Source organism: Allorhizobium sp. DMC15, from assembly GCF_056314065.1.
On sequence record NZ_JBQUZB010000002.1, the window covers coordinates 613,283 to 636,271 of the forward strand.

A 22,989-nucleotide genomic window follows, 5' to 3' on the forward strand; every position below is an offset into this window, starting at 1 on the left:
CATGGCTGCCGACTGCCCGCCCGTCGCCATTATCATGGGAAGCCAGTCCGACTGGGAAACCATGAAGAATGCCGCCGATACCCTCGACGCACTCGGCGTTTCCTACGAGGCACGCATCGTTTCGGCACATCGCACGCCTGACCGGATGTACGCCTTTGCCAAGGGCGCCCGTGACGAAGGCTTCCAGGTGATCATCGCCGGTGCCGGCGGGGCCGCTCATCTGCCTGGCATGGTGGCCTCCCTCTCGCCCCTGCCCGTCTTTGGCGTACCGGTCCAGTCAAAATCCATGTCCGGACTCGACAGCCTCTATTCCATCGTCCAGATGCCGGCCGGCATTCCTGTCGGCACGCTGGCCATCGGACGCGCCGGTGCGGTGAACGCCGCCCTGATGGCCGCTCGCGTGCTGGCGCTTCATGACGACGAACTGGCCGACCGCCTGGACGAGTGGATCGCCCGCCAGGCAGGATCGGTCGCCGACTACCCGATGGACGAAACTCCATGACAGTGCACACGGTCGGCATCATTGGCGGCGGCCAGCTCGGCCGCATGTTGGCCATGGCAGCAGCGCGGCTGAATTTCCGCACGATCATCTTGGAACCGCAGGCTGACAGTCCCGCAGCCCAAGTGGCCAACCGTCAGATTACCGCAGCTTACGACGACCCGGCAGCACTGGTCGAACTCGCGAGCCTCTGCGACGTCGTCACCTACGAGTTCGAAAACGTACCCGTTTCGGCGGCCGAACATCTGGCAAAGAGCGTCCCCGTCTATCCGCCACCAAAGGCGCTGGAAGTCGCTCAGGATCGCTTGACTGAAAAGCGCTTTCTCAACGCCTCCGGTATCGAGACGGCCCGCTTCCACGCCGTGAACAGCCAGGCCGACCTTGAGACAGCCCTCGCCGATTTCGGCGGCGAAGGCGTGTTGAAGACCTGCAGGCTGGGTTACGATGGCAAGGGGCAGAAGGTCTTCCGCAAAGGCGACTCGGCAGGTGGCGCCTTTGAGGCCCTCGGTTCCGTGCCGCTGATTCTCGAAAGCTTCGTGCCGTTCGTCCGCGAGGTCTCGATCATCGCTGCCCGCGGCATCGACGGCCAGGTGCGCTGCTACGACCCGACAGAGAACGTCCACCGGAACGGCATTCTGCACACCTCGACCCAGCCTGCCGCGATCACGCCGGAAACGGCGACGGCAGCCCGGGCCGCCGCGACGAAGCTGCTAGACGGCCTTGGTTATGTCGGCGTCGTCGGCATGGAGTTCTTCGTGCTCGAAGACGGCCATCTGATTGCCAACGAGATCGCGCCGCGCGTCCACAATTCCGGCCACTGGACGGAAGCCGCCTGCATCGTCTCACAGTTCGAACAGCACATCCGCGCGGTAACCGGCCTGCCCTTGGGCGATCCCGTCCGCCACTCCGACTGCGTGATGACGAATCTGATCGGCCACGACATCGATTCTGTCCCGACCTGGCTCGCCAAGCCCAATGTGCTTGTCCATCTCTACGGCAAGACGGAAGCCCGTCCCGGCCGAAAGATGGGGCATGTGACGGAAATCCTGCCTTTCCGCGATTGATATGCCGGGTTTTTTAGCCGTTTCGGCGAGGCAAATGCCGCCGGACCGGTTGACAGGCAGGCCCTCCTCGGGCTAATTGCCGCCAACTCTTCAGGGGCGCGCCCAGCGGCGCGCTTTTGATTGTTTGAAGACAGTGGGTGAATGACACATTCCCCGACAATCGTTGTGGACCAGAAAAATGAAGATCAAGAACTCGCTGAAAGCGCTTAAGGCCCGTCATCGCGACAACCGTCTGGTTCGCCGCAAGGGCCGCATCTACATCATCAACAAGCAGAACCCGCGCTTCAAGGCTCGCCAGGGCTGAGACTTTCGGGATCCTTAGGGATCCCGGCGCGATGTGACTGCCGCCGGCAACGGCGTGTTGATACCGAAGATTTGAGTTTGAAAGACGGCGCTGAGGGACTACCTTCCCTTCATGCGCCGTTTTTCTTTGCGACTCGCTTCAAGCCTTCTGCTTCTCTCATCCGCGCTATCTTCCGGCAACGCGGCAGCGCAGGCGCTCGATCAGCAGATGCTGCAGCAGCCCATGCCTGGGCAGCCAGTGCCAGATCAGGCCCTGCCCGATCGGCCCCAGCAGCCAATGCCGGCGCCCCCTGCCCCAACCGTGACGCCGCCGGCTGAGGCCGCCATAGAACGGGTACCGCTGGCTCCGCCGAAAGCGCAGAGCATCGACGACATGCTGGCGCAACTGAAGCGTGAGCGTGATCCTCAGGCTGCCCGTATTCTTGCGAATTCCACCATGGCAGCCTGGAGTGAGTCGCACAGCCCGACCGTCGACCTCCTGATGCAATGGTCTGCAAAAGCGGCTGCCGAGAAGCGCAATTCTGCAGCGCTCGACTTTATCGACCAGGCCATCACGCTGAAGCCCGATTTTGTCGGCGCCTGGAACCAGCGCGCCACGTTGCATTTCACCATGGGCAACTACAAGAAGTCCGTCTCGGACATCGAGCGCGTGCTGAAGCTGGAGCCGCGCCATTTCGGTGCACTTGCGGGGCTTGCCGGCATCCTGACAGAGCGCGGCAGCAAACAGGCAGCCCTGCATGCCTGGGAGCGATATCTCGACATCTACCCGGCAGACCGCGAGGCCCAGGAAATCGTCTCGAAACTCTCCGAAGAGCTGGCCGGTCAGCGAACGTGAAGACACTGGCCGACCTGGCCTAGGCCACAGACGCGTGATGCATCGACGATTGGCTTGGGCCTATTCAGCCCTTCAAGCCCTCAAGGCCCGCCACGGTCCGCGTTATCGCGACTTCGATCACCTCGCAAACCGCGATGCCCTCCACCACGAAGGGATCGTCGGCGACATAGGCTTCGATTTGATGACGTTCACCATCGGCCAGGATGACGCCACCGGTGCGCGGGGTTTTGCGTCCGGACGCGATGAACACACCGCGATCGTAGCCTTCATTCACCCAATCCATATGCGCCGCCATGAAGCGGTCGGCTTCCTCGACGGGCTTTACATAGGTCAGGGAGAGAATGAACATCGGATAGCTATTCAACCAGTTCGGCACGGATCAGCCCGCGCAGGGAATTGCCGACAAAAAGCCTGCGATGGCGCAAGTCGGCAAGCTTCAGGACCTCACCCCGCGCCTTGCGCTCGCGGATCAGTTCCGCCCTGAGCACACCCGGCAGAAGGCCGCTGGTCAGCGGCGGGGTAATCAGCGTCCCGTCCGCAGCCTCGGCGAAAACATTGGTGATCGTGCCCTCACAGACCTCATCGCGCTCGTTGAGCAGAATCACCTCGTCGGCTTCGTCCTTGGAATATTCGGCGCGCGCCGCCTCATAGGGTTCGCGGCGGGTGGTTTTGTGCCGAAACAGGCTATCCTCGGATTGCAGTCGCGTTTTCGCGACCTTGAGCCGCCATACGGTCTCGTCCCCTTCGGGGATGAAGGCGCTGGTCGAGATCTCTATCTTGCCGCGAAAGCTCATCACCAGCCGGACACGCAGCGGCGCGTCGCCTGACACTTCCTTTTCAAGCTTGCCCTTGGCGTCCTGCGGCTGGCGAAACCCGAGCGCATCGGCAGAGCGGGCGAGCCGGCGCAGATGCTGGTCGAGCCGGAGAAACCCCGTACCCGGCTGCCACCGCATCGTCTCGATCAGCGAGAAATCCATTGATCCCCCAGGGCAAAGCGCGCCTTCAAGAGGCATTCCTCATATTCGGCCTCTGCCTTCGAATCGAAGACGATGCCGCCGCCCACATTGAAGACGGCCCGTCCGCCGTTGAAAAGAGAGATCGTGCGGATCGCCACGGAAAAACGCATCGGCCCGGAAGGGTCGCACCATCCGATGGCGCCGCAATAGACATCGCGCGGCCCCGCTTCGAGCTCATGCAGGATGCGCATGGCCCACATTTTCGGGGCGCCGGTCACGGAACCGCAGGGGAAGAGAGCGGCCATGATCTCGGGCAGGCCGGTTCCCGGCAGGAGCTTGGCCCGCACATAGCTCACCATCTGGTGGACCGTCGGATAGGTCTCGATGGCAAACAGCTTGGGAACGGAGAGCGTGCCGACCTCGGATATGACCGAGACGTCGTTCCGCAGGAGATCGACGATCATGCGGTTTTCGGCCTGGGTCTTTTCGTCTCCCAGCATCGCCTCAATAATCGCCTCGTCCTCTTCTGGGGACGCGCCCCGCGCTGCCGTGCCCTTCATCGGACGGGTCTCGATCCAGCCCTCTTCATCGACGGAAAAGAAGAGTTCGGGCGAGCGCGACAGGATGACGGGGCCGGCGCCGTAGTCGATCAGGGCGCCATAATGCACGGGCTGGCGGCCGACGAGCGACCAGAAGGCCGCGCAGGGATCGCCCTCCCAATTGGCCTCGATGGGCATGGTGAGATTGGCCTGATAGCAATCGCCCTTGCGCAGATGGTGGTGCAGTCGGTCGAAACGATTGCGATAGGTGTCAAAGTTCCAGGCGGCGCGGGGATCGCTGAGCAGCGGCGCATTCGCAATGTTGGACGGCGCTTGCGCCAGCGGGTGATGGTCCGCTGCCGGATCGGAGAAAACACCCATAGCGATGAGCGGTGTCTCGCGTCCATCCTCGATCAACGGCCGAAGCTTCGGCTCGAAAACGAAACCGGCTTCATAGGATAGATAACCGGCCAGCCACTTGCCGGCCTTCCGGTGCGCTTCCAGCCGCGCAAGCGCAGGCTCCACCTCGTCTGCCGCCCGGGCGACGACGAGCGTCTCCGGTTCGGCGAAAACGAGGCTCGTTCCCGCGCGGTCGTCGCGGAAGAGCGCATAGGGCGCGTGGTCACGCATGGAATGTCGGCTGCTCCGCTTCAGGCTGCCTTATCTAGCGCTTCCAACTCGTCGATCAGCCCCTCGATCATCGACAGACCCTTGGCCCAGAACGACGGATCGGTCGCATCAAGGCCGAAGGGAGCGAGAAGCTCGGAGTGGTGTTTCGTCCCGCCGGCCTTCAGCAGCGCGAAGTACTTGTCCTGGAAGCCCTGATCGGCGTTCTGGTAAACGGCGTAGAGCGAGTTCACCAGGCAGTCGCCAAAGGCATAGGCGTAGACATAGAAGGGCGAGTGGATGAAGTGGGGAATATAGGCCCACCAGGTCTCATAGCCCTCGGAGATCTTGATCGCCGGCCCAAGGCTTTCCTGCTGCACGGAGAGCCACAATTCGCCGATCTTGTCGGCTGTCAGTTCGCCTTCCTTGCGGGCGGTGTGGATCTTGCGCTCGAATTGGTAGAAAGCGATCTGGCGCACGACCGTGTTGATCATGTCCTCGACCTTCTGGGCGAGCATGGCCTTGCGTTCACGCTTGTCGGTCGTCTTGTCGAGGAGGGCACGGAAGGTCAGCATTTCGCCGAAGACGGAGGCGGTTTCGGCGAGCGTCAGCGGGGTCTGGCACATCAGCGCGCCCTGGCCGCCGGCCAGCACCTGGTGCACGCCATGACCGAGTTCATGGGCGAGTGTCATGACATCGCGCGGCTTGCCGAGATAGTTGACCAGCACGTAGGGGTGTGCGGAGGGCACGGTCGGATGGGCGAAGGCGCCCGGAGCCTTGCCAGGGCGGGCGGGGGCATCGATCCAGCCGCCGTCGAAGAAGCGGCCGGCGATCTCGGCCATTTCAGGGGCGAAACCGCCATAGGCCGAGAGAACCATATCCTTGGCTTCATCCCAGGAGATGAGGCGGTCCGGGGTTTCGGCGAGCGGGGCATTGCGGTCCCAGAAATTCATCTGGTCCATCCCGAGCCACTTCGCCTTCATTTTGTAATAGCGGTGCGAGAGGCGCGGATAGGCCTCGCGCACGGCTTCTGCCAGTGCGTCGACAACTTCGCGTTCGACACGGTTGGCGAGGTGGCGGCTGTCGGCGATGTCCTCGAACCCGCGCCAGCGGTCGGAGATGTCCTTGTCCTTCGCCAGCGTGTTGGTCACCAGGGTGAAGATGCGGATGTTGTCCTTGAAGGTCTTCGACAGGGCTTCGGCGGCGAGCTTTCGCTTGGCGGGATCTGCATCCTGCAGAAGTGTCAGCGTCGGCTCGAGCGGCATCTCGTCCTCGCCGACCTTGAAGCGGAGGGCTGCGAGCGTCTCGTCGAACAGGCGATTGAAGGCGGCAGCGCCCGTCTGCGACTTCTCGAGGAAAAGCTGCTCGATCCGGTCATCCAGTTGGAAGGGCTTGTCCTTGCGCAGATCGACGATCCAGGGGCGGAAGTGGGCAAGTGCGGGATCGCGGTCCATGGCGGCATCGACCGCGTCGTCGGGCAGACGGTTGAGTTCCAGCGGGAAGAAGAGCAGGCGCGACGACATATCCGTCAGCTTTGCCTGGATATCACCGAAAAACTTGCCGTTCGCCGGATTGGTCATGTCGGAATAATAGGTGAGACCCGCATAAGAAGCGATGCGACCGAGCAAGTCTTCCAGGGCGTCCATTTCGCGCAGCGCTTCAGCAAGCGAGTGATCGCCCACGGTTTCGAGCGCGGCAGCCAGCTTGCCCTTCCACTTCGTTTCAAAAGCGAGCGCATCGGCACCCGCTTTATCGACGGCAGACAGAAATTCAGCTGATGTCTGCCCCGGATAGAGATGGTCGAGGGTCCAGACAGGCAGATCGCCAAGCTGTCCTGATTGCCTTGCCTGAGCATCGGCAGCGCCGGCGAGAACGGTGCTTCGTTCGATCTTCATAGTGATGTCCTTTCCTGTCTCTTGTCGGGGAGATGTAGTCAGTCCCGGTACAATCGGCAAGCGACGCAGCAGTCGCATATCCCCTGGCTCGATCCGCCTCGCGGAGCTTATGCGCAGGAATCCGGCATCCCGCGTGATTTTGGTCGCCTGTGCCAATACAGGTTAAGAATCGTTAAAATCCGAAGCTTTCTCCCAACAACATGTTCAGTCCTTTCTGGCAGGCTCCCCGTCGATAACCCAGGAGCGCAAAGCGCCGGTACTGACCTCGGGGAGCCGCACGTTGACTGCACAAATCCTACTCATCGATGAAGATGCCGCCGAGCGCCGCAGCATGAAGGCTGCAATCGAGGCGCACGGCCATGCCGTTCATGTCGCCGATACGGCGCATACCGCGATCGACACCTTTCGACGCCTTCGTGAGCAGATTGGCGTCATCGTGGTCGACGCCTCGTCCCCCGAAGGTCTGCAATCCGGCCTTCTTAGCGTTCTTGCCGAAGTCAATCCGGGTGTCCCAGTGATTGTCGCGACGGCGGAAGGTGCCACAGAGACGGCGCTCGACGCGGTCCGATCCGGCGCTTTCGATTTTCTGGTCAAGCCTTTCGCCCCGGAACGGCTTTCAGGCGCGGTCGAGGCCGCGCTGAAGATCCATCGCAGCACCCTGCATGGACGCACGCCGCGCCGGGCCCGCAGCGGTGCAGTGAGTTTTGCCGATATCGTGGCGGCGAGCGCTGCCATGTCGCGCGTCGTGGAACTCGGCCGACGCGCCGCGCAATCGACAATTCCCGTGATGCTCGAGGGCGAGGCCGGCGTCGGCAAGGAATTGGTGGCTCGCGCCATCCATGCGGCGAGCGACCGATCTTCGCGCCCATTTGTGACGGTCAATTGCCAGGCAATTTCGCCGGCTCAATTCGGCGACATCCTGTTCGGAGATAATCTCCACGCCGGAACCGAAGGACCTTCCGCCGGCAAGTTCGCGGAGGCCGAAGGCGGCACGCTCTTCATTGAAGAGATCAGCGAACTGCCGGCCGCGGCCCAGGTGCGCCTGCTCGATGCAGTCCAGACGGGCGAGTTGACGCGCAGCGGCCAGGGGCAATCCTCTAAAACCAATGTCCGGCTGGTCCTGGCCACCAACAAGGATCTGATCGAAGAGGTCAAATCCGGCCGCTTCCGCGAGGATCTCTATTACCGACTGAACGTGTTTCCGATCACGATTCCCGCTTTGCGCCGCCGCAAGGAGGATATCCCGCATTTGGTCCGCGCCTTCGTCGAGCGCTTTTCGCTGGAGCAGCGGCTGCCCCGCACGCTCCAGGTCGAATCCTCCGCAATCGCCTTGCTCACGGCATTTGACTGGCCCGGCAACACCCGCCAGCTGGAAAACGCCATCTTCCGCGCCGTGGTCCTGGCGGAGGGCGGCAGCCTGACCGAAGGCGATTTTCCGCAGATTGCAGCACAGGTCAGCGGCCACCGCGCCGGAATGCATGCGCGCGAAGCGACCGAGGTCAGGGACGAATCGAGTCCTGTCGCCAGGGTGCAGGCCGCGCTTGCAGAGCGCACGGCGACCTTTTCAAACCCACCCGCCCCCTCCCCGTCCACAACTTTCGGCACAACGACGACCGGCAATGTCATCATCAGCACGGACGAGGCCGGCAATGTGCGCAAGCTCGCCGAGATCGAGGAGGAGCTGATCCGCTTCGCGCTGAAATTCTATAGGGGTCAGATGAGCCAGGTGGCCCGCAAGCTCGGCATCGGCCGCTCGACGCTTTACCGCAAGCTCAAGGACTATGGAATCGATCCCGACGACCCGCAAAAGGATGCCGCTTGATTTGGCGCAATCGGCCAATGTTAACCCTGGAGTAAGCTTAATCGCCTACCAAGAGCCTGACATGTGTTAGGCAGACGTTCACCATAACGGGACTGCTTGTGCGGATGTGGCAAATTTGCCATGGTGTGACCGCATTTGACGTTCACCTTGAGTTGGCGTGGGACGTATTCTGACGGGGATAGCATTGCAGACATCGCAAGACATCAGCGCGCGCCGATGGCAGAACGGGCGCAAGGCCCAGGCCGCATGCGCAAAGATTGCAGCGAGACTGGTCTGTTCGTTTATGGCCTTTCTCTTCGTCGGTGCCGCAACCGTGCTCGGCACGACGACGGCGGCACGCGCCGAAACACGCACCCTCAACATCGAATTCGTCCATACGGGTGAACGCGCCTCGATCACCTTCAAGCGCAATGGGCGCTATGACCCCAAGGGTCTGAAGCAACTCAACTACATCCTGCGCGACTGGCGCCGCAACGAGCCGACGAAGATGGATCCGCGCCTCTTCGACCTCGTCTGGGAAGTCTATCGCCGCGCCGGCGCCAAGGGTTACATCAAGGCCGTCTCAGGCTACCGTTCGCCGCAGACCAATGCCATGCTGCGCTCGCGCTCCAAGGGCGTCGCGAAGGAAAGTCAGCACATGCGCGGCACCGCGATGGACTTTTACATTCCTGGCGTGCCGCTGAAGACGCTGCGCGAACTGGGTGTGAAGCTGCAGGCCGGCGGCGTCGGCTATTATCCGAATTCCGGCTCTCCCTTCGTTCACATGGATGTGGCAGGTGTGCGCGCCTGGCCGCGCATGAACCGCCAGGACCTCGTGCGTTTGTTCCCGGATGGAAAGACCGTGCATATTCCGTCGGACGGCAAGCCGCTGCCGGGCTATCAGCAGGCAATGGCCGAATACAAGCGCCGGCTTGAGGCCGGTGGCGCGATCATGATGGCGGACGACAAGCGTCCGAGCCGTCCGCGCAACTTCCTTGCCATGCTGTTTGGTGGTGGTGACGAAGATGAGGAAGAGGATATCCCGGCTCCGGCCGAGCGCCCCGCTCTCGCCGCGCAGCCCGAGCCCGCAGCACCGCCTCCGCCGCCGGTCGTCACAGCAACCGAGCCGGTCATGGTCGCCAACGCCCTGCCGGGCGTCGATTCCGCACCGGTTCCGCAGGCTCGCCCCGCGCTCCGACCGGCTGATGCCAGCCTTGCCGTGGCGCTCTACCAGCCGCCGCGCAACGCCGCCGAAGACGCCCTCCAGCAGGTAGCAAATGGTGTTCCTGTTCCGGCCAGCGCTCCGACCGGTGAATTTGCCGATCTCGCCAACATGAAGGTGCCGGTCCCGACCCTGCTTGGACCGCGTCCGGACCAGACAACCAATGATCCGGCTGTGATGACGGCGTCGATCGATCCCAACAGCGACGCCATGGTTCTCGCCAATGGCGCGACGGTTCCGGTTCCGACCGCACGCCCGGCCGTCGCCGAGGCCCTGCTCGCCAATGCCCAGGCCGAAGACGAAGCCGAAGTCGACGAAGTCGAGCAGGCCATTCTGTCGCCGGAAGCAGCCGAAGCTCTGGAAAGCAGCAATCAGGCAGAGATGGTTGCACCGATCCCGCCGCAACAGGCAGCGGCAAGTGCCGCACCGACAGCGCCAGTCGCAGCCACGCCCGCACCGGCAGCACCCGCCGCCAAGTCGGTGGAAGTCGCATCCCTGCCGCAGAAGCCGGCCGGGGAGCCGACATCGGACTTCGGCGACATGTTCGACACGCCCAAGGCCGGCGTTCCCGCCGCCGATGCGGCTCTGCCCGTCAAGGGTGGCCGTCCGGGTCAGGAAGAGGCCGAACGGGCACATATGGCCATGTATGGTGGCACCAAGCTCACCAAGGGCATGATCGAGCAATGGGCTCTCAACCAGGGCAAGTTTGAAACGGTGATCAAACCGGGCAAGGCGCCGCGCGTCGTATCGCGCTCGCTGCTCGCCCCCACCACGACCGTCCCCGTCGGCTTCCGCCTGGATGCCACGACCGTCGACCCGAGCCGCTTTGGCACGCCCTGATCTTCAGTCCATCTGAATTGCAGCCAAAAGAAAACCCGCCGGATCGGCGGGTTTTTTTGTCGGCGTTCTGAACGTCGCTCAGCCTTCCGGCGGGCTTTCGATCATACCCAGCGCATGCAGATAGGTGTCGAGGATCAGGTCTTCTTCCATACGCTCCTGATCGTCCTTCTTGCGCAGCGCAATGACCTTTTTCAGGATCTTCGTGTCGAAGCCCATGGACTTGGCTTCGCCATAGACGTCCTTGATGTCGTCGGCGATCGTCTTCTTTTCTTCTTCGAGGCGCTCGATACGCTCGACGAAAGCGCGGAGCTGGTCGCGAGCGACGCCGTGGGCGGCATCAGACATGGGCAATCTCCTTCATGTCGGGGATGGCAGTTCGGGATGGAAATTCGTGGGCGATCACGTGCCGCGAACCGAAGCCCGCGTCAAGTCCCCAAAGCAGGCGCCGCGCGTCATTCCTTCGGACGGTTTGTCTCGAAGGCCCGCTGTTGTTCGGCGCTCGCCGCCCGTTGGTGCAACGCCTTCCAGTCGTCATAGGGCATGCCGTAGACGATCTCGCGGCTCTCGTCCTTTGTCAGATCGAGACCCTTTTCCTTCGCCGCATCGAGATACCAGTTCGACAGACAATTGCGGCAGAACCCGGCGAGGTTCATCAGGTCGATGTTCTGCACGTCGGCACGGTTGCGCAGATGGGAGACAAGACGGCGAAACGCGGCAGCCTCCAGTTCGGTCTGTTGCTCCTTTGTGGGCAGGGACATGGCGTCATCCTTCAAGGCGTAATCGGCAGGTCCGGATAAGGGCCTGTGCGGGAAGCGTGGATGCGATATTCGTGCAGCATCGGGTCGGCATTGAGGCGAGCGAAGATCGGCGCCAGCCGTCCGGTCCAGGCCTCGACGCCCTCTTCGTGACCAATGAGGTCCTGCCGCACTTCGAGCAGCGCATGGGGGATACCTCTCATCATGCAGTGACGATACATCGTGTCGCCCTTGAGCGCGCCGTCATAGGGCTCGTTGTCGCCGACGAGAATGTCTCCCGCAGCTTCCAGCCCGTCGATGAGCGGACGGACGGCGCGAGCATCGGTGTCCCAGAGAACGGCCGCATGCCATGGCCGGGGCACGCCTTTCCAGGCCGGCGTGTAGGAGTGCAAGGAAAGAACCAGAGGCGCCTTGCCGGATGCTTCCGCCACCTTTGCGATGACCTGCGACACAGCCTGGTGATATGGTCGATGATAGGTCTCGATCCGATGCTGCCATTCTTCCGCGCTGATCGGATGATTACCCGGAATGATCGCGCCGTCCGAGATACGCATGATGATGGTTGGATCGTCTTCGCCGCGATTCGGATCGATCAAAAGGCGGGAAAAGCGCGACAGCACGGCCGGCGCGTTCAATACGGCGGAAAGCCGTCTAGTCAGCGCTTCGATGCCGATGTCATAGGCGATGTGGCGTTCGAAAGCGTTGTCCGGCAAACCGAGGCGGCCATAGCGCTCTGGCACAATATTCGTGGCATGATCGGCGAGCAGCACCAAACCGCTGTCATGACGGCCGTCCAAAATTTCGAAAACGGAAAGATCGTTCATCAGTTCGAAGCCATCGTCTGCTAAGGCAGGCTTGATCGCATGGGGGAATAGGGAGCGCAAGCTTTCATGCCTGTCACGTTTGTGCCAAGATCGGACAACATGGTCCCGGGACTGGGTGAAGACTGGAAATATAATCGATTAGAGTTGCGTTGACATTCTCAGGTCAGCATCGCAAGAAGGCATCCCATGCGCATTTTTGGAGTTCCGGCGGCAATCGTGGACAAGCAATTCACAGAGTTTTGCAATCGCGTTGCCGCGCGTTTTCTGAGGCCTCTCACGATCGCGGGTGCACTCCTTGCCCCGATGCTCGCAGCCGGCGCAGCCCATGCCGAATTCCGGGTCTGCAACGGCACGCAGAACCTCGTCGGTGTCGCCGTCGGTTACCGCGCGGAAGAGGGCTGGATTACCGAAGGCTGGTGGCAGGTTCCGGCCGGCACCTGTGCCACGCTGATCGAAGGCGAACTCCAATCGCGTTATTATTATCTCTATGCTGAGGACGCTGCTAGAGGCGGACGCTGGGCTGGTGACATCAACATGTGTGTCGCCGAAAACGAGTTCAAGATCGTCGGCGTGAAGGACTGCTTCGCACGCGGCTACCAGCAGATGGGATTCAAGGAATACGACACCGGACGACAAGGCAGCTGGATGGTCCAGCTCTCCGACACGTCGGGCACCCAGGAAAGCCAGAACTGATGAAGCGCAACCGCAAAGTAAAGATCCTCGCCACCCTCGGTCCCGCCTCTTCCGAAGAGGCCATGATCCGCAAGTTGCACGAAGCTGGCGCCGATCTTTTCCGCATCAACATGAGCCATGCCAGCCATGACCTGATGCGCACGCTGGTTCAGCGCATCCGCAATGTCGAGGCCGCCTGTGGCCGCCCGATCGGCATCCTCGCCGACCTGCAGGGCCCGAAGCTCCGCGTCGGCAAGTTTGCCGATACCACCGTCGAGCTGAAACCCGGCCAGACCTTTACGCTCGACAACAAGGACGTGCCCGGCGACGCGACCCGCGTCTACTTGCCCCATCCGGAAATCCTGGAATCGGTCAAGCCCGGCGATCGCCTGCTGATCGACGACGGCAAGCTGCATCTGAAGGCCGAGAAGTGCGACGGCAAGAGCATCGTGACGACCGTCGTGTCCGGCACCAAGATCTCCGACCGCAAGGGTGTCAGCCTTCCCGACACCATTTTGGCCACCGGCGTCCTGACCGACAAGGACCGCGCCGACCTGGATGCGGTGCTCGCCGTCAATGACGTTGACTGGGTGGCGCTGTCCTTCATCCAGCGTCCGGAAGACCTGGCGGAAGTCCGTAAGATCGCCCAGGGCCGTGTCGGCCTCATGTCGAAAATCGAAAAGCCTCAGGCGATCGAGCGCATCGACGAGATCATCGAACTGTCCGACGCACTGATGGTTGCCCGTGGCGACCTCGGCGTGGAAATGCCGCTCGAGCGCGTTCCCGGCATCCAGAAGCAACTGATCCGCGCCTGCCGCCGCGAGGGCAAGCCGGTCGTCGTCGCGACCCAGATGCTGGAATCGATGATCACCGCTCCGGTCCCGACCCGCGCGGAAGTTTCCGACGTTGCGACCGCCGTCTTCGAAGGCGCCGACGCCATCATGTTGTCGGCCGAGTCTGCGTCTGGCCAGTATCCGGTCGAAGCCGTCGCCACCATGGCCTCGATTGCCGAAACCGTCGAACGCGAGCCGCATTATCCCGGCATCATCTACGCCCAGCGCGCCCAGCCGGAAGCGACCGGCGCCGACGCCATTTCGCTGGCAGCCCGCCAGATCGCCGAGACGCTGCGTCTGCAGGCGATCGTCTGTTACACGTCGTCGGGCAATACCGGCCTGCGCGCCTCGCGTGAGCGTCCGGAAGTTCCGATCATCGCGCTGTCGCCGGTTATTCAGACCGCGCGCCGCCTGTCGGTGGTCTGGGGCCTGCACTGCGTCGTCTCCTCGGAGCCGACGGATCTCGACGACATGGTCAACCGCGCCTGCCGCATCGTCGTGGAAGAAGGCTTCGGCAAGCCCGGCGACCGCATCATCATGTCGGCCGGCGTTCCCCTCGGGACCCCCGGTTCGACCAACATGCTGCGCATCGCCTATATCGGCTCGGACGGCCAGACGGGTATCTGATCGCGCACCATTACCGAAAAGCCGCCTCCGGGCGGCTTTTTGGTGCGCTACTGGCCGGCCTGCAAAGACGGCGCGCTTCCCTCGGGCTCCACGCGCGTCGCCGCAAGACGCGGTTCCACGGCACGCGCCATAGCCTGCAGGTCGCGCGGCTGTCCCGCAACCTTCTCCAGGGCAGCAATCACGATGTCGGTCACGATATAGTCGGGCTTGTGCCCAAGCCCTTTGATCCAGACGAGTTCCGACCCCTTTATGTCGCGGGCGAGGCTTTTCGAGTGGATCTCCTCCAGCACGATCTCGTCACTATCCCCGGTGATGATCACGGTGGGCTTGTCGATCTCGCTGTAGCGCTTCGAAAAATCCGTCACATAGGCGTGCAGCCCCGCGACATCGGTCGCGTTTGCTCGGAAGGTCGCCGGACGCAGGACCAGCGCCGCCCCGGTTTCGGCGATATAGGACGCAGGCACCGGGTTCGGGGCAAACACATGCGCGGTTGCCGGTTCGATCCTGGAGAAACCGGCCTGCAGCGCCAGCGTGTTGCAGAACAAAGGACCGATGATCGGCGCCGAAGCGACGTGGTAGTACCAGTCCACGCCGCCGGGCCAGGGATGGGTCGCGGCTGCGAGGAAAATCAGCCCTTCGACCTTGTCCGGATGCAAAACGCCGAAACTCGCGGCGATGGCGCCGCCGAAGGAATGTCCGACGATGATCGCCCGCGCGATGCCCTTCTTCTCCATCAGCGTCGCAATCGCATGGGCCTGACCGGCCGGCGTATCGTTGTCAGGCCCGCCTCGTTCGGAATAGCCGTGCCCGGGCCGGTCGACAAAGAGCATTTCGGCGCGTCCTCTCAACGGCTCCAGAAAAGCCCCGGCCTGGTCGCGCAGGTTGCCGGAAGCCCCATGGATAAAAACGATGGGCGGCAGGTCGGCATCGGAGCCGGCTGGCACATGCAGGGCATTCAGGCGGAAGCCGCCGACATCGGTCAGCGTGCCGGTATTGGGAAACTGCGCCTCAATGCCCCGCGCCCTTATCTGTGTCGCGATGAAGAGCGCCACAGAAAGAAGCACCAGGACAATGAGGAGACCGAGCAGGATCAGGCCGAGACGGGGAAGCAGGAACAAAGACAGGGCTTTCGGAGAAGGAGAGACAGGGAAAGAAGATCGGCCCGAGGCGCCTTTCGTCAAGACCCTGACCGCAAAAGCAACCTGCCGGCAAAGACGACACCTGCCTTGCCAAGGACGGCAACCTCGCGCTTGCCATCGGACCGCCGACACGGCAGGTTGACGGCAAAGCGAGCCTGAGCCCATGTCCGATGCCTTTTCCCACACCCCCTATGCCGGTCCGACCAGGCCCTTCACCATCGGCCTCTCCGCCCTTGACCCAAGGCGCTGGATCGAGCCTGATGCAGATTTGCAGCGCTATCTCGACGAAAAGCGCACTTTGATCGAGACGCGCCGCGACGAGGTTTTTCGCGCCACGGAGGACAGCCTTCCGGCCCAGAGGGAGTGCCTGGAGGCGCTGCTCGATCATCTGGTTTCCGATCACCCCAACCACGGCTGCCAGGAAGGCAACACGTTTCATGTGGCCGGGCATGCAACGAACCTCGCCGATGAAACCATTCCCCCGCTGCTGCGCGCGGGTATGCTTGTGCAGGACGACCTCGTGATCATGATGAAGCGCGAGATGGGATGGCATATCGCCGCGGCCCACCTGTCCTTCCCCTCCTCCTGGTTGATCTCCGAAAAGTTCGGCCGGCCGATGGAAGCCGTGCACGAGCACGTGCCCGGCTTCCAGGCGGGGACACGCAATGCAGCGATGATCAACCGTATCTTCGACAACCTCCTGCCCGGGCAGCCTGCGGAGCGTTTCAACTGGTCGATCAACTGGCAACACAAGCTCTTCCACCCCGAAACCGGCCGCAACGATCAGGCTACCCCGGAAGAGGCTGTGATCCGCGTCGAGCGGCAGACCCTGACCAAGCTTCCGCGCACGCGGGCGATCGTCTTCACCATCCGCATCTATCTCGACCCCGTCAGAGTGTTCAAAACCCATCCTGAAGGCGGCAGGCTGGCGCTCGCGCTTGCCGACCAATTGGAGGCCCTGGAGCCCGCCCAACTCGCATACAAGGGCCTTGATCGGCAAAGGGCGCGGCTGGTTGCGCGGCTGCGACAGGATGCGGCACTGAAAAATAGCGGCTGACGGCCGGCAGCGGCTCGGTGACGGTCTTTATTGTGTCAGTGTTTTGTGATCTAGAACCGCCATTATCGTTGAGGCTCTTGTCATGAGCCGAAACGCACCTGCGCGACCAGCATGGTCACGCCTCCAAGGAGACCCAGATGAGTGAAATGACCTACCCGGTTTATGGCGAGATCACCGGTCCGATCGTGATGATCGGCTTCGGCTCGATCGGCCGCGGCACCCTGCCGCTGATCGAACGCCACTTCAAGTTCGACAAGAGCCGGATGGTCGTCATCGATCCCCGCAACGACGAGGCCGAACTGCTCGCCAAGCATGGCATCAAGCACATCCAGGCCCATGTCACCAAGGATAACTACAAGAAGCTCCTGAAGCCGCTTCTGACCGAAGGCGAAGGCCAGGGCTTCTGCGTCAACCTCTCGGTCGACACTGGCTCGCTCGACCTGATGAAGCTCTGCCGCAAGCTCGACGTGCTGTACATCGACACCGTCGTCGAGCCCTGGCTCGGCTTCTACTTCGACAAGAACATGAAGAACTCCGAGCGCACCAACTATGCGCTGCGCGAAACCGTGCGCCAGGAAAAGGCGAAGAACCCCGGTGGCACGACGGCGATCTCCACCTGCGGCGCAAACCCGGGCATGGTCTCCTGGTTCGTCAAGCAGGGCCTCGTCAACATCGCCAACGAACTCGGCATCAAGTTCGACGAGCCGGACCAGAATGACCGCGACGGCTGGGCCAAGCTGATGAAGAAGGTCGGCGTCAAGGGCGTGCACATCGCCGAGCGCGACACCCAGCGCACCAAGAACCCGAAGCCGCTCAACGTCTTCTGGAACACCTGGTCTGTCGAAGGCTTCATCTCGGAAGGCCTGCAGCCGGCCGAACTCGGCTGGGGCACGCACGAAAACTGGATGCCGAAGAACGCGAAGAAGCACAAGAAGGGCTGCAAGGCGGCGATCTATCTGGAGCAGCCGGGCGCCAACACCCGCGTTCGCACCTGGTGCCCGACGCCCGGCCCGCAATATGGCTTCCTCGTCACCCACAACGAGTCGATCTCGATCGCCGACTACTTCACCGTCGAGAAGGACGGCGAGGTCGTGTATCGCCCGACCTGCCACTATGCCTACCACCCGGCCAATGATGCCGTTCTCTCGCTGCACGAGATGTTCGGCAATGGCGGCACGCCGCAGCCGGTCCTCCACGTTCTGGACGAAGACGAATTGGTCGATGGCGTCGACGAACTGGGCGTGCTGCTCTATGGCCACGACAAGAACGCCTACTGGTACGGTTCGCGCCTGTCGCTCGAAGAAACCCGCCGCATCGCGCCCTACCAGAACGCGACCGGCCTGCAGGTGACCTCCGCCGTGCTCGCCGGCATGGTCTGGGCGCTCGAGAACCCGAAGGCCGGCATCGTCGAAGCTGACGAGATGGACTACAAGCGCTGCCTCGAAGTGCAGTCGCCCTATCTCGGCCCGGTCGAAGGCCACTACACCGACTGGACCCCGCTCGACGGCCGCCCGGGCCTCTTCCCGGAAGACCTCGATGAAAAGGATCCGTGGCAGTTCCGGAACATTCTGGTGCGCTGAGCCATTCAGACACCGATTGAGGCTCGCCGCTTGCGGCGGGCCTTTTCCATGCGGCGCCGGCCGGCATCCTGGAGCGCAACTGGGCCGGGATAACTGAGGGTGCTGAAGCGCTGCGCCTTGCTTTGGCCAAGGCTTCGCGGCATGGTTTGCAACAACGCAGAAGGGCGGGCGGCGTGGCCGAACCGTCGAATTCCTGGGAGATTGAGATGAAGACCAAAACCGTGGTGACGCTCGCAGCGGCAAGCTTCGCCCTCACGTCCTGCTATTCGTCCGGTCCCCCGCGTCAGCTTCCGACCGTACAGCAAGGTCCGTCGATCGAGGGCGACTGGGTTGACCCCAACGGCATCGCGTCAAGCTTCCGGGGTGGCACCTTCACCACGCGCACCACCGACACGAACCAGGTGCTGGCCTCCGGCACCTACACACTGCAGGGCGACCGCCTCGTCGAGATCAACATGACCTCGCTCGTCCGCAACACCCAGCAGAAGGTCAATTGCGCCCTGGTCACGCCGACGCAACTGAACTGCACCTCCGACAGCGGCGCGCAATTCTCGCTCGCCCGGCGCGCATAAGCACTGGTTTTATCTCCGGAAATCAAAGCGGCCACCACGGCCGCTTTTTTTTCGTTTGGGAACGCCCGCCCGAACGCACGCAACTGCTTTTTCCCTTGCCCTGTCACGACCTTGATGAAAACATCCGGCATCCCGAGCCGGCATGCCTCTGTCACAGTTGCATGCCAGACAGTGACAGACGGATTGAAACAGGAGAAAAATGATGTTCAGACACCTGCGAATTGGCCTTTTGAGTGCGTCCGTGCTCGCCCTTTCCACCGGCGCGGCTTTTGCCGATTTCGAACTCAACATCCTGCACATCAATGATCTGCACTCCCGCATCGAGGCGATCAACAAGTCGGATTCCACCTGCTCGGCCGAAGACGCGGCCAAGAACGAATGCTTCGGCGGCATTGCCCGCGTGAAGACCGCCATCGACGCCCGCCGCGCCGAACTTTCCGGCAAGAACGTGCTCACGCTCGACGCCGGCGACCAGTTCCAGGGTTCGCTGTTCTACACCACATACAAGAGCGCCCCGATCGCCGAGTTCATGAACGGCATCGGCTTTGACGCGATGGCGATTGGCAATCACGAATTTGATGATGGCCCGGAGGAACTCGCCAAGTTCATCGATGCGCTGAAATTCCCAATGATCTCCGGGAATACGCTCGCGGGCCTGAATTCGCCGGTCGCCGACAAGTTCAAGCCCTACATCGTCAAGGACTTCGGCGGAGAGAAAGTCGCGGTCGTCTCCGTTCTCGCAACCGACACGGACGAAACCTCTTCGCCCGGCGATGCGATCCTCTTTTCCGATGAGATCGGCTATCTAAAGGAAGCCGTAAAGGAGATCGAAGGCCAGGGCATCGACAAGATCGTGCTTCTGTCGCATGTCGGTTATGTCAGGGACCAGGAAATCGCAGCCGCTGTCGATGGCATCGACGTGATCGTCGGCGGTCACAGCCACACACTTCTGTCCTCCACCGACGAAAAGGCCGCCGGCCCCTATCCGACGCTGGTCAAGAACCCGTCCGGCAATGACGTGCCGATCGTCACGGCCTATGCCTATTCGAAATACCTCGGCGATCTTACCGTCACCTTTGACGACTCAGGCGTCGTAAAGTCCGCTACGGGCGCGCCGAAACTGCTCGATGCCTCGGTGACCCCGGATGCCGCCTTCACCGCCAAGGTTGCCGAACTCGCCGGGCCGATCGAAGAGATCAAGCAGAAGGAGATCGGCGCTACCGCCGACGCCATCGATGGCGCGCGCGAAACCTGCCGCTCGGTCGAGTGCTCCATGGGCAACCTCGTCGCCGATGCCATGGTTGATCGCCTGCAGGAACAGGGCGTCACCATCGCCATCCAGAACGGTGGCGGTCTGCGCGCCTCGATCGATGCCGGCACGGTCACCATGGGCGAAGTCCTGACCGTCCTGCCCTTCCAGAACACCCTCGCCTCGTTCCAGCTCAAGGGCTCTGACATTGTCGCGGCATTGGAGAATGGCGTCAGCCAGGTCGAGGAAGGCGCTGGTCGCTTCCCGCAGGTCTCGGGCTTGAAATTTGCCTTTGACAAATCGAAGCCCGCCGGCAGCCGCATCTCCGACGTTCAGGTGAAGGAGGGCGACGCCTGGGTCGCCATCGACACCAACAAGATCTATGGGGTCGCGACCAACAACTACATGCGCTCCGGCGGCGACGGCTACAAGGTCTTCGCGACCGGGGGCCAGAACGCCTATGACTTCGGCCCTGGCCTTGAAACCGTGGTGGCTGACTACATCGCCAAGAACAGCCCCTACAAGCCCTATACCGACGGTCGCATCACCGTTGTCGAAACGGCTGCGGCCGCGACGACGGCGCCCGCCGCTGAAACGCCGACAGCAACCGCCACGGAAACCCCGGCTGCTCCTGCCGCCCCGGCAGCAGAGGCGCCCACAGCTGCAGCACCGGCAGCAACCGCTCCGGCCCCGACCGCAACCGAAACCGCCAAGACAGTCGCAGAAACTGCCTACAAGGTGGTAGCCGGCGACAGCCTTTGGAAGATCGCCAAAGCCACCTATGGCGACGGTCTGTTGTGGACCAAGATTGCCGAGGCCAATGCCCTGCGCAACCCGAACCTGATCGCCATCGGCAAGGAACTGCAGCTGCCGCCGAAGTAAGACCCTTCGCCGCAGACACATTGGCCGGTCCGGGCTTCCCCGGGCCGGCTTTTGCTTTTATCAGATGATCCCAGCGCGATGTTTCGACGTATTGCTTCACCGCAGCAAATCACCAGGATGTCCCAATGACCGCAATGCCCGCCCACTGGCCCTCCGACCACCCACCCGTCAATTTCGGCAAGGTCGGCGTGCTCCTCGTCAATCTCGGCACGCCCGATGGCACGGACTACAAGTCCATGCGTCGCTATCTCGAGGAATTCCTGACGGACAAGCGCGTCATAGAGTGGTCCCGCTGGTTCTGGTATCCCATCCTCTACGGTATCGTGCTCAACAAACGTCCGCAAAAGGTCGGCAAGGCCTATGAAGAGATCTGGAACAAGGATCTCGATGAAAGTTATCTGCGCACCTACACCCGCAGCCAGGCCGAGAAACTCGCCGTTGCCTTGAAGGACCTACCCAATGTGCATGTCGACTGGGCCATGCGCTACGGCCAGCCGGCGATCCAGGCGAAGATGAACGAGATGCAGAAGGCCGGTTGCGAACGGATCCTCGTCTATCCGCTCTATCCGCAATACGCGGCGGCAACGACCGCGACGGTGAATGACGAAGCCTTCAAGGCACTCCTGAAAATGCGCTGGCAGCCGGCCCTGCGTACCGTTCCGCAATACGCAGACGATCCGGTCTATATCGAGGCACTCGCCAACTCGATCAACGAACACCTCGCCACGCTCGACTGGGAGCCGGAGCTCGTGATCACCTCCTACCACGGCATTCCGAAGTCCTATTTCATGAAGGGCGATCCCTATCACTGCCAGTGCTACAAGACGACGCGCCTCCTGCGCGAACATCTCGGCTGGGACAAGGAGAAGCTGATGGTCACCTTCCAGTCCCGCTTCGGGCCGGAAGAATGGCTGCAGCCCTATACGGACAAGACGGTGGAGAAACTGGCCAAGGAAGGCGTGAAGCGCATTGCCGTGATGAATCCTGGCTTCGTCTCGGACTGCCTTGAAACGCTGGAAGAGATCGCCGGCGAAGCGGGCGAGGATTTCCTTCACAATGGCGGGGAGAAGTTCACCCACATTCCCTGCCTGAACGACAGCGCCAACGGCATGCGCGTGATCGAGAACGTCGTGCGGCGCGAGTTGCAAGGCTGGGCCTGAACGCCCGTCGACGACCTTCGAGGCCGCCTTTCGGGCGGCCTTTTACTTTGGAGCTCCGCCTGCGTCTTCGAATGGCACAGCGCGTGTTGCAGATGGCGTGCCAGTTCAAGGCAGTGGCACAACCATTATACCATGCAACCTTTTTAATTCGTGAGCAAATCTTCACCACCAGAGCAATGCCACCATCGGCTAACCCGCACATATTCAAGGCAAATGAGTAGTCTTGCGGCGGCTTCTTCGCGGCAAGCCTCAGCAACCTGCGAGGGTAAAAAATTGGTCACCCGATCAAATTCAATTGCAACCATTTGAATTTTATTACAGTTTTTGATCCGCGTTTTCTTATATTAAGGGACCGTTTAACAATGGATGCTAGAATTCTCATCAACAACAGGAGACCCCCGATGAGTATTCTGAAAACATCCGCAGCAATGGCTGTTCTGATGATGACCACTGGCTCGGCTTTTGCCGAACCGCCGAAGCCGGACGTTGCAAAGCTCGTGACGCCCGCCGTCATCGAGGACATGCGGAAATTCATCGACACAGAGATCGTCCAGGTCTCGGTCGAAGCGCAGAACGCCCGCTTCGACAATCTCACGCAGGACAAGATCGACGCATTGGACAACCAGTGGAAGGCAGAGCGCGAAGCAGCCGACAAGCCGCTGATCGCAGCGACCTTGTCGAGCCCCCTGTCGGTCTATCTCGCCCGCATTCAGGGCAAGTCACTCGGCCTCTATGCCGAAGTCTTCGTGATGGACAAGACCGGCCTCAACGTCGGCCAGAGCTCTGTGACCAGCGACTTCTGGCAGGGTGACGAGGACAAGTACCAGAAGACCTTTGCCGTTGCGGACGATGCACTGTTCATCGATGAGCCGGAATGGGACGATGAAGCCAAGATCTGGCGCGACCAGGTGAGCTTCACCATTCTGTCGGCCGACAAGAAGAAGATTGGTGCCGTTACGGTCGAATTGAACCTGACGGAACTCGAAAGACGCATGCAGGCCGGTTCCTGAGCGACCGCCACGGCGCCATGACGGCGACTGTGCCACGAAACCATGTTGCACATTCTCTCGGACCGAAAC

The 22,989-nt window shown here is 61.9% G+C and carries 22 protein-coding genes; 14 read left to right on the forward strand and 8 right to left on the reverse strand.

Annotated features, from left to right (window positions below; all coding sequences use genetic code 11):
- The first annotated feature begins 1 nt into the window (after nucleotide 1).
- From purE to ACT53S_RS11565, 4 genes are all read left to right on the forward strand, one after another.
- Nucleotides 2-502, forward strand: coding sequence for a 5-(carboxyamino)imidazole ribonucleotide mutase (gene purE, locus ACT53S_RS11550; protein WP_142071676.1), 501 nt, complete (start codon nucleotides 2-4; stop codon nucleotides 500-502).
- Nucleotides 499-1,563 carry a 5-(carboxyamino)imidazole ribonucleotide synthase gene (locus ACT53S_RS11555; RefSeq protein ID WP_476067068.1) on the forward strand — a complete coding sequence of 355 codons (1,065 nt, stop codon included), beginning with the start codon at nucleotides 499-501 and terminating at the stop codon, nucleotides 1,561-1,563. Before purE ends, ACT53S_RS11555 begins: the two co-directional genes overlap by 4 nt.
- Before the next feature lie 178 nt (nucleotides 1,564-1,741).
- Nucleotides 1,742-1,867 (forward strand): type B 50S ribosomal protein L36, encoded by a 126-nt coding sequence (gene ykgO, locus ACT53S_RS11560; RefSeq protein WP_006726873.1) that lies wholly within the window; start codon nucleotides 1,742-1,744, stop codon nucleotides 1,865-1,867.
- A 111-nt stretch (nucleotides 1,868-1,978) separates the two neighbouring features.
- On the forward strand, nucleotides 1,979-2,701 hold the full coding sequence (locus ACT53S_RS11565; protein ID WP_476067069.1) for a tetratricopeptide repeat protein: 723 nt from the start codon (nucleotides 1,979-1,981) through the stop codon (nucleotides 2,699-2,701).
- A 64-nt stretch (nucleotides 2,702-2,765) separates the two neighbouring features.
- Here ACT53S_RS11565 and ACT53S_RS11570 read toward each other — a convergent pair whose 3' ends face one another.
- Genes ACT53S_RS11570 through ACT53S_RS11585 form a run of 4 tightly spaced genes read right to left on the reverse strand, consistent with a single transcriptional unit; the run spans nucleotide 2,766 to nucleotide 6,697 of the window.
- Nucleotides 2,766-3,050, reverse strand: a complete 285-nt coding sequence (locus tag ACT53S_RS11570) for a YciI family protein (protein WP_476067070.1) — start codon at nucleotides 3,048-3,050, stop codon at nucleotides 2,766-2,768.
- Nucleotides 3,051-3,057: 7 nt separating this feature from the next.
- The gene (locus tag ACT53S_RS11575; RefSeq protein WP_476067071.1) at nucleotides 3,058-3,678 is read right to left on the reverse strand and encodes an aminotransferase class IV family protein; all 621 of its coding nucleotides are present in this window, start codon (nucleotides 3,676-3,678) and stop codon (nucleotides 3,058-3,060) included.
- Entirely contained in the window at nucleotides 3,663-4,826 is a 1,164-nt protein-coding gene (locus tag ACT53S_RS11580; protein WP_476067072.1) for an aminodeoxychorismate synthase component I, read from the reverse strand. Before ACT53S_RS11580 ends, ACT53S_RS11575 begins: the two co-directional genes overlap by 16 nt.
- A 20-nt stretch (nucleotides 4,827-4,846) precedes the next feature.
- Nucleotides 4,847-6,697 carry a M3 family oligoendopeptidase gene (locus tag ACT53S_RS11585; protein ID WP_476067073.1) on the reverse strand — a complete coding sequence of 617 codons (1,851 nt, stop codon included), beginning with the start codon at nucleotides 6,695-6,697 and terminating at the stop codon, nucleotides 4,847-4,849.
- A gap of 280 nt (nucleotides 6,698-6,977) precedes the next feature.
- Between ACT53S_RS11585 and ACT53S_RS11590 the strand changes: the two genes are divergently transcribed.
- Nucleotides 6,978-8,519 carry a sigma-54-dependent transcriptional regulator gene (locus ACT53S_RS11590; RefSeq protein WP_476067074.1) on the forward strand — a complete coding sequence of 514 codons (1,542 nt, stop codon included), beginning with the start codon at nucleotides 6,978-6,980 and terminating at the stop codon, nucleotides 8,517-8,519.
- Nucleotides 8,520-8,703: 184 nt separating this feature from the next.
- Entirely contained in the window at nucleotides 8,704-10,560 is a 1,857-nt protein-coding gene (locus tag ACT53S_RS11595; protein ID WP_476067075.1) for a peptidoglycan L,D-endopeptidase MepK, read from the forward strand.
- A 78-nt stretch (nucleotides 10,561-10,638) separates the two neighbouring features.
- Here the strand turns inward: ACT53S_RS11595 and ACT53S_RS11600 are convergent, their stop codons facing one another.
- The 3 genes from ACT53S_RS11600 to ACT53S_RS11610 all read right to left on the reverse strand — a co-directional run bounded on the left by ACT53S_RS11600 (nucleotide 10,639) and on the right by ACT53S_RS11610 (nucleotide 12,139).
- Nucleotides 10,639-10,905 carry a DUF2312 domain-containing protein gene (locus ACT53S_RS11600; protein ID WP_054148241.1) on the reverse strand — a complete coding sequence of 89 codons (267 nt, stop codon included), beginning with the start codon at nucleotides 10,903-10,905 and terminating at the stop codon, nucleotides 10,639-10,641.
- Between the two features lie 107 nt (nucleotides 10,906-11,012).
- The gene (locus tag ACT53S_RS11605; protein ID WP_476067076.1) at nucleotides 11,013-11,318 is read right to left on the reverse strand and encodes a DUF1244 domain-containing protein; all 306 of its coding nucleotides are present in this window, start codon (nucleotides 11,316-11,318) and stop codon (nucleotides 11,013-11,015) included.
- An 11-nt stretch (nucleotides 11,319-11,329) separates the two neighbouring features.
- Nucleotides 11,330-12,139: an N-formylglutamate amidohydrolase gene (locus ACT53S_RS11610; protein WP_476067077.1), complete on the reverse strand. Its 810-nt coding sequence runs from the start codon at nucleotides 12,137-12,139 to the stop codon at nucleotides 11,330-11,332.
- Nucleotides 12,140-12,403: 264 nt separating this feature from the next.
- Here ACT53S_RS11610 and ACT53S_RS11615 point away from each other — a divergent pair, with 264 nt between their 5' ends.
- Nucleotides 12,404-12,832: a DUF1036 domain-containing protein gene (locus ACT53S_RS11615; protein ID WP_476067475.1), complete on the forward strand. Its 429-nt coding sequence runs from the start codon at nucleotides 12,404-12,406 to the stop codon at nucleotides 12,830-12,832.
- Entirely contained in the window at nucleotides 12,832-14,271 is a 1,440-nt protein-coding gene (pyk, locus tag ACT53S_RS11620) for a pyruvate kinase (RefSeq protein WP_113376358.1), read from the forward strand. The genes ACT53S_RS11615 and pyk overlap by 1 nt, the downstream gene beginning before the upstream one ends.
- 47 nt (nucleotides 14,272-14,318) lie before the next feature.
- Here the strand turns inward: pyk and ACT53S_RS11625 are convergent, their stop codons facing one another.
- Nucleotides 14,319-15,389, reverse strand: coding sequence for an alpha/beta fold hydrolase (locus ACT53S_RS11625; RefSeq protein WP_476067078.1), 1,071 nt, complete (start codon nucleotides 15,387-15,389; stop codon nucleotides 14,319-14,321).
- 184 nt (nucleotides 15,390-15,573) lie between these two features.
- Here ACT53S_RS11625 and ACT53S_RS11630 point away from each other — a divergent pair, with 184 nt between their 5' ends.
- The 6 genes from ACT53S_RS11630 (at nucleotide 15,574) to ACT53S_RS11655 (ending at nucleotide 22,920) form a co-directional block, all read left to right on the forward strand.
- On the forward strand, nucleotides 15,574-16,467 hold the full coding sequence (locus tag ACT53S_RS11630; RefSeq protein ID WP_476067079.1) for a heme-dependent oxidative N-demethylase family protein: 894 nt from the start codon (nucleotides 15,574-15,576) through the stop codon (nucleotides 16,465-16,467).
- Between the two features lie 137 nt (nucleotides 16,468-16,604).
- Nucleotides 16,605-18,047: a homospermidine synthase gene (locus ACT53S_RS11635; RefSeq protein ID WP_476067080.1), complete on the forward strand. Its 1,443-nt coding sequence runs from the start codon at nucleotides 16,605-16,607 to the stop codon at nucleotides 18,045-18,047.
- A 206-nt stretch (nucleotides 18,048-18,253) separates the two neighbouring features.
- Nucleotides 18,254-18,619 (forward strand): outer membrane lipoprotein Omp10, encoded by a 366-nt coding sequence (gene omp10 / locus ACT53S_RS11640; RefSeq protein WP_113376500.1) that lies wholly within the window; start codon nucleotides 18,254-18,256, stop codon nucleotides 18,617-18,619.
- A gap of 202 nt (nucleotides 18,620-18,821) precedes the next feature.
- Nucleotides 18,822-20,750: a 5'-nucleotidase C-terminal domain-containing protein gene (locus ACT53S_RS11645; RefSeq protein WP_476067081.1), complete on the forward strand. Its 1,929-nt coding sequence runs from the start codon at nucleotides 18,822-18,824 to the stop codon at nucleotides 20,748-20,750.
- Between the two features lie 125 nt (nucleotides 20,751-20,875).
- Nucleotides 20,876-21,910, forward strand: coding sequence for a ferrochelatase (hemH, locus tag ACT53S_RS11650; RefSeq protein ID WP_142071701.1), 1,035 nt, complete (start codon nucleotides 20,876-20,878; stop codon nucleotides 21,908-21,910).
- A gap of 401 nt (nucleotides 21,911-22,311) precedes the next feature.
- Nucleotides 22,312-22,920 (forward strand): hypothetical protein, encoded by a 609-nt coding sequence (locus ACT53S_RS11655; protein ID WP_142071703.1) that lies wholly within the window; start codon nucleotides 22,312-22,314, stop codon nucleotides 22,918-22,920.
- Nucleotides 22,921-22,989 lie beyond the last annotated feature (69 nt).

Coding starts and splice junctions, on each gene's coding strand:
- purE (WP_142071676.1), top strand. CDS start 2: ATGGCTGCCGACTGCCCGCCCGTCGCCATTATCATGGGAAGCCAGTCC.
- ACT53S_RS11555 (WP_476067068.1), top strand. CDS start 499: ATGACAGTGCACACGGTCGGCATCATTGGCGGCGGCCAGCTCGGCCGC.
- ykgO (WP_006726873.1), top strand. CDS start 1,742: ATGAAGATCAAGAACTCGCTGAAAGCGCTTAAGGCCCGTCATCGCGAC.
- ACT53S_RS11565 (WP_476067069.1), top strand. CDS start 1,979: ATGCGCCGTTTTTCTTTGCGACTCGCTTCAAGCCTTCTGCTTCTCTCA.
- ACT53S_RS11570 (WP_476067070.1), bottom strand. CDS start 3,050: ATGTTCATTCTCTCCCTGACCTATGTAAAGCCCGTCGAGGAAGCCGAC.
- ACT53S_RS11575 (WP_476067071.1), bottom strand. CDS start 3,678: ATGGATTTCTCGCTGATCGAGACGATGCGGTGGCAGCCGGGTACGGGG.
- ACT53S_RS11580 (WP_476067072.1), bottom strand. CDS start 4,826: ATGCGTGACCACGCGCCCTATGCGCTCTTCCGCGACGACCGCGCGGGA.
- ACT53S_RS11585 (WP_476067073.1), bottom strand. CDS start 6,697: ATGAAGATCGAACGAAGCACCGTTCTCGCCGGCGCTGCCGATGCTCAG.
- ACT53S_RS11600 (WP_054148241.1), bottom strand. CDS start 10,905: ATGTCTGATGCCGCCCACGGCGTCGCTCGCGACCAGCTCCGCGCTTTC.
- ACT53S_RS11605 (WP_476067076.1), bottom strand. CDS start 11,318: ATGTCCCTGCCCACAAAGGAGCAACAGACCGAACTGGAGGCTGCCGCG.
- ACT53S_RS11610 (WP_476067077.1), bottom strand. CDS start 12,139: ATGAACGATCTTTCCGTTTTCGAAATTTTGGACGGCCGTCATGACAGC.
- pyk (WP_113376358.1), top strand. CDS start 12,832: ATGAAGCGCAACCGCAAAGTAAAGATCCTCGCCACCCTCGGTCCCGCC.
- ACT53S_RS11630 (WP_476067079.1), top strand. CDS start 15,574: ATGTCCGATGCCTTTTCCCACACCCCCTATGCCGGTCCGACCAGGCCC.
- ACT53S_RS11635 (WP_476067080.1), top strand. CDS start 16,605: ATGAGTGAAATGACCTACCCGGTTTATGGCGAGATCACCGGTCCGATC.
- omp10 (WP_113376500.1), top strand. CDS start 18,254: ATGAAGACCAAAACCGTGGTGACGCTCGCAGCGGCAAGCTTCGCCCTC.
- ACT53S_RS11645 (WP_476067081.1), top strand. CDS start 18,822: ATGTTCAGACACCTGCGAATTGGCCTTTTGAGTGCGTCCGTGCTCGCC.
- hemH (WP_142071701.1), top strand. CDS start 20,876: ATGACCGCAATGCCCGCCCACTGGCCCTCCGACCACCCACCCGTCAAT.
- ACT53S_RS11655 (WP_142071703.1), top strand. CDS start 22,312: ATGAGTATTCTGAAAACATCCGCAGCAATGGCTGTTCTGATGATGACC.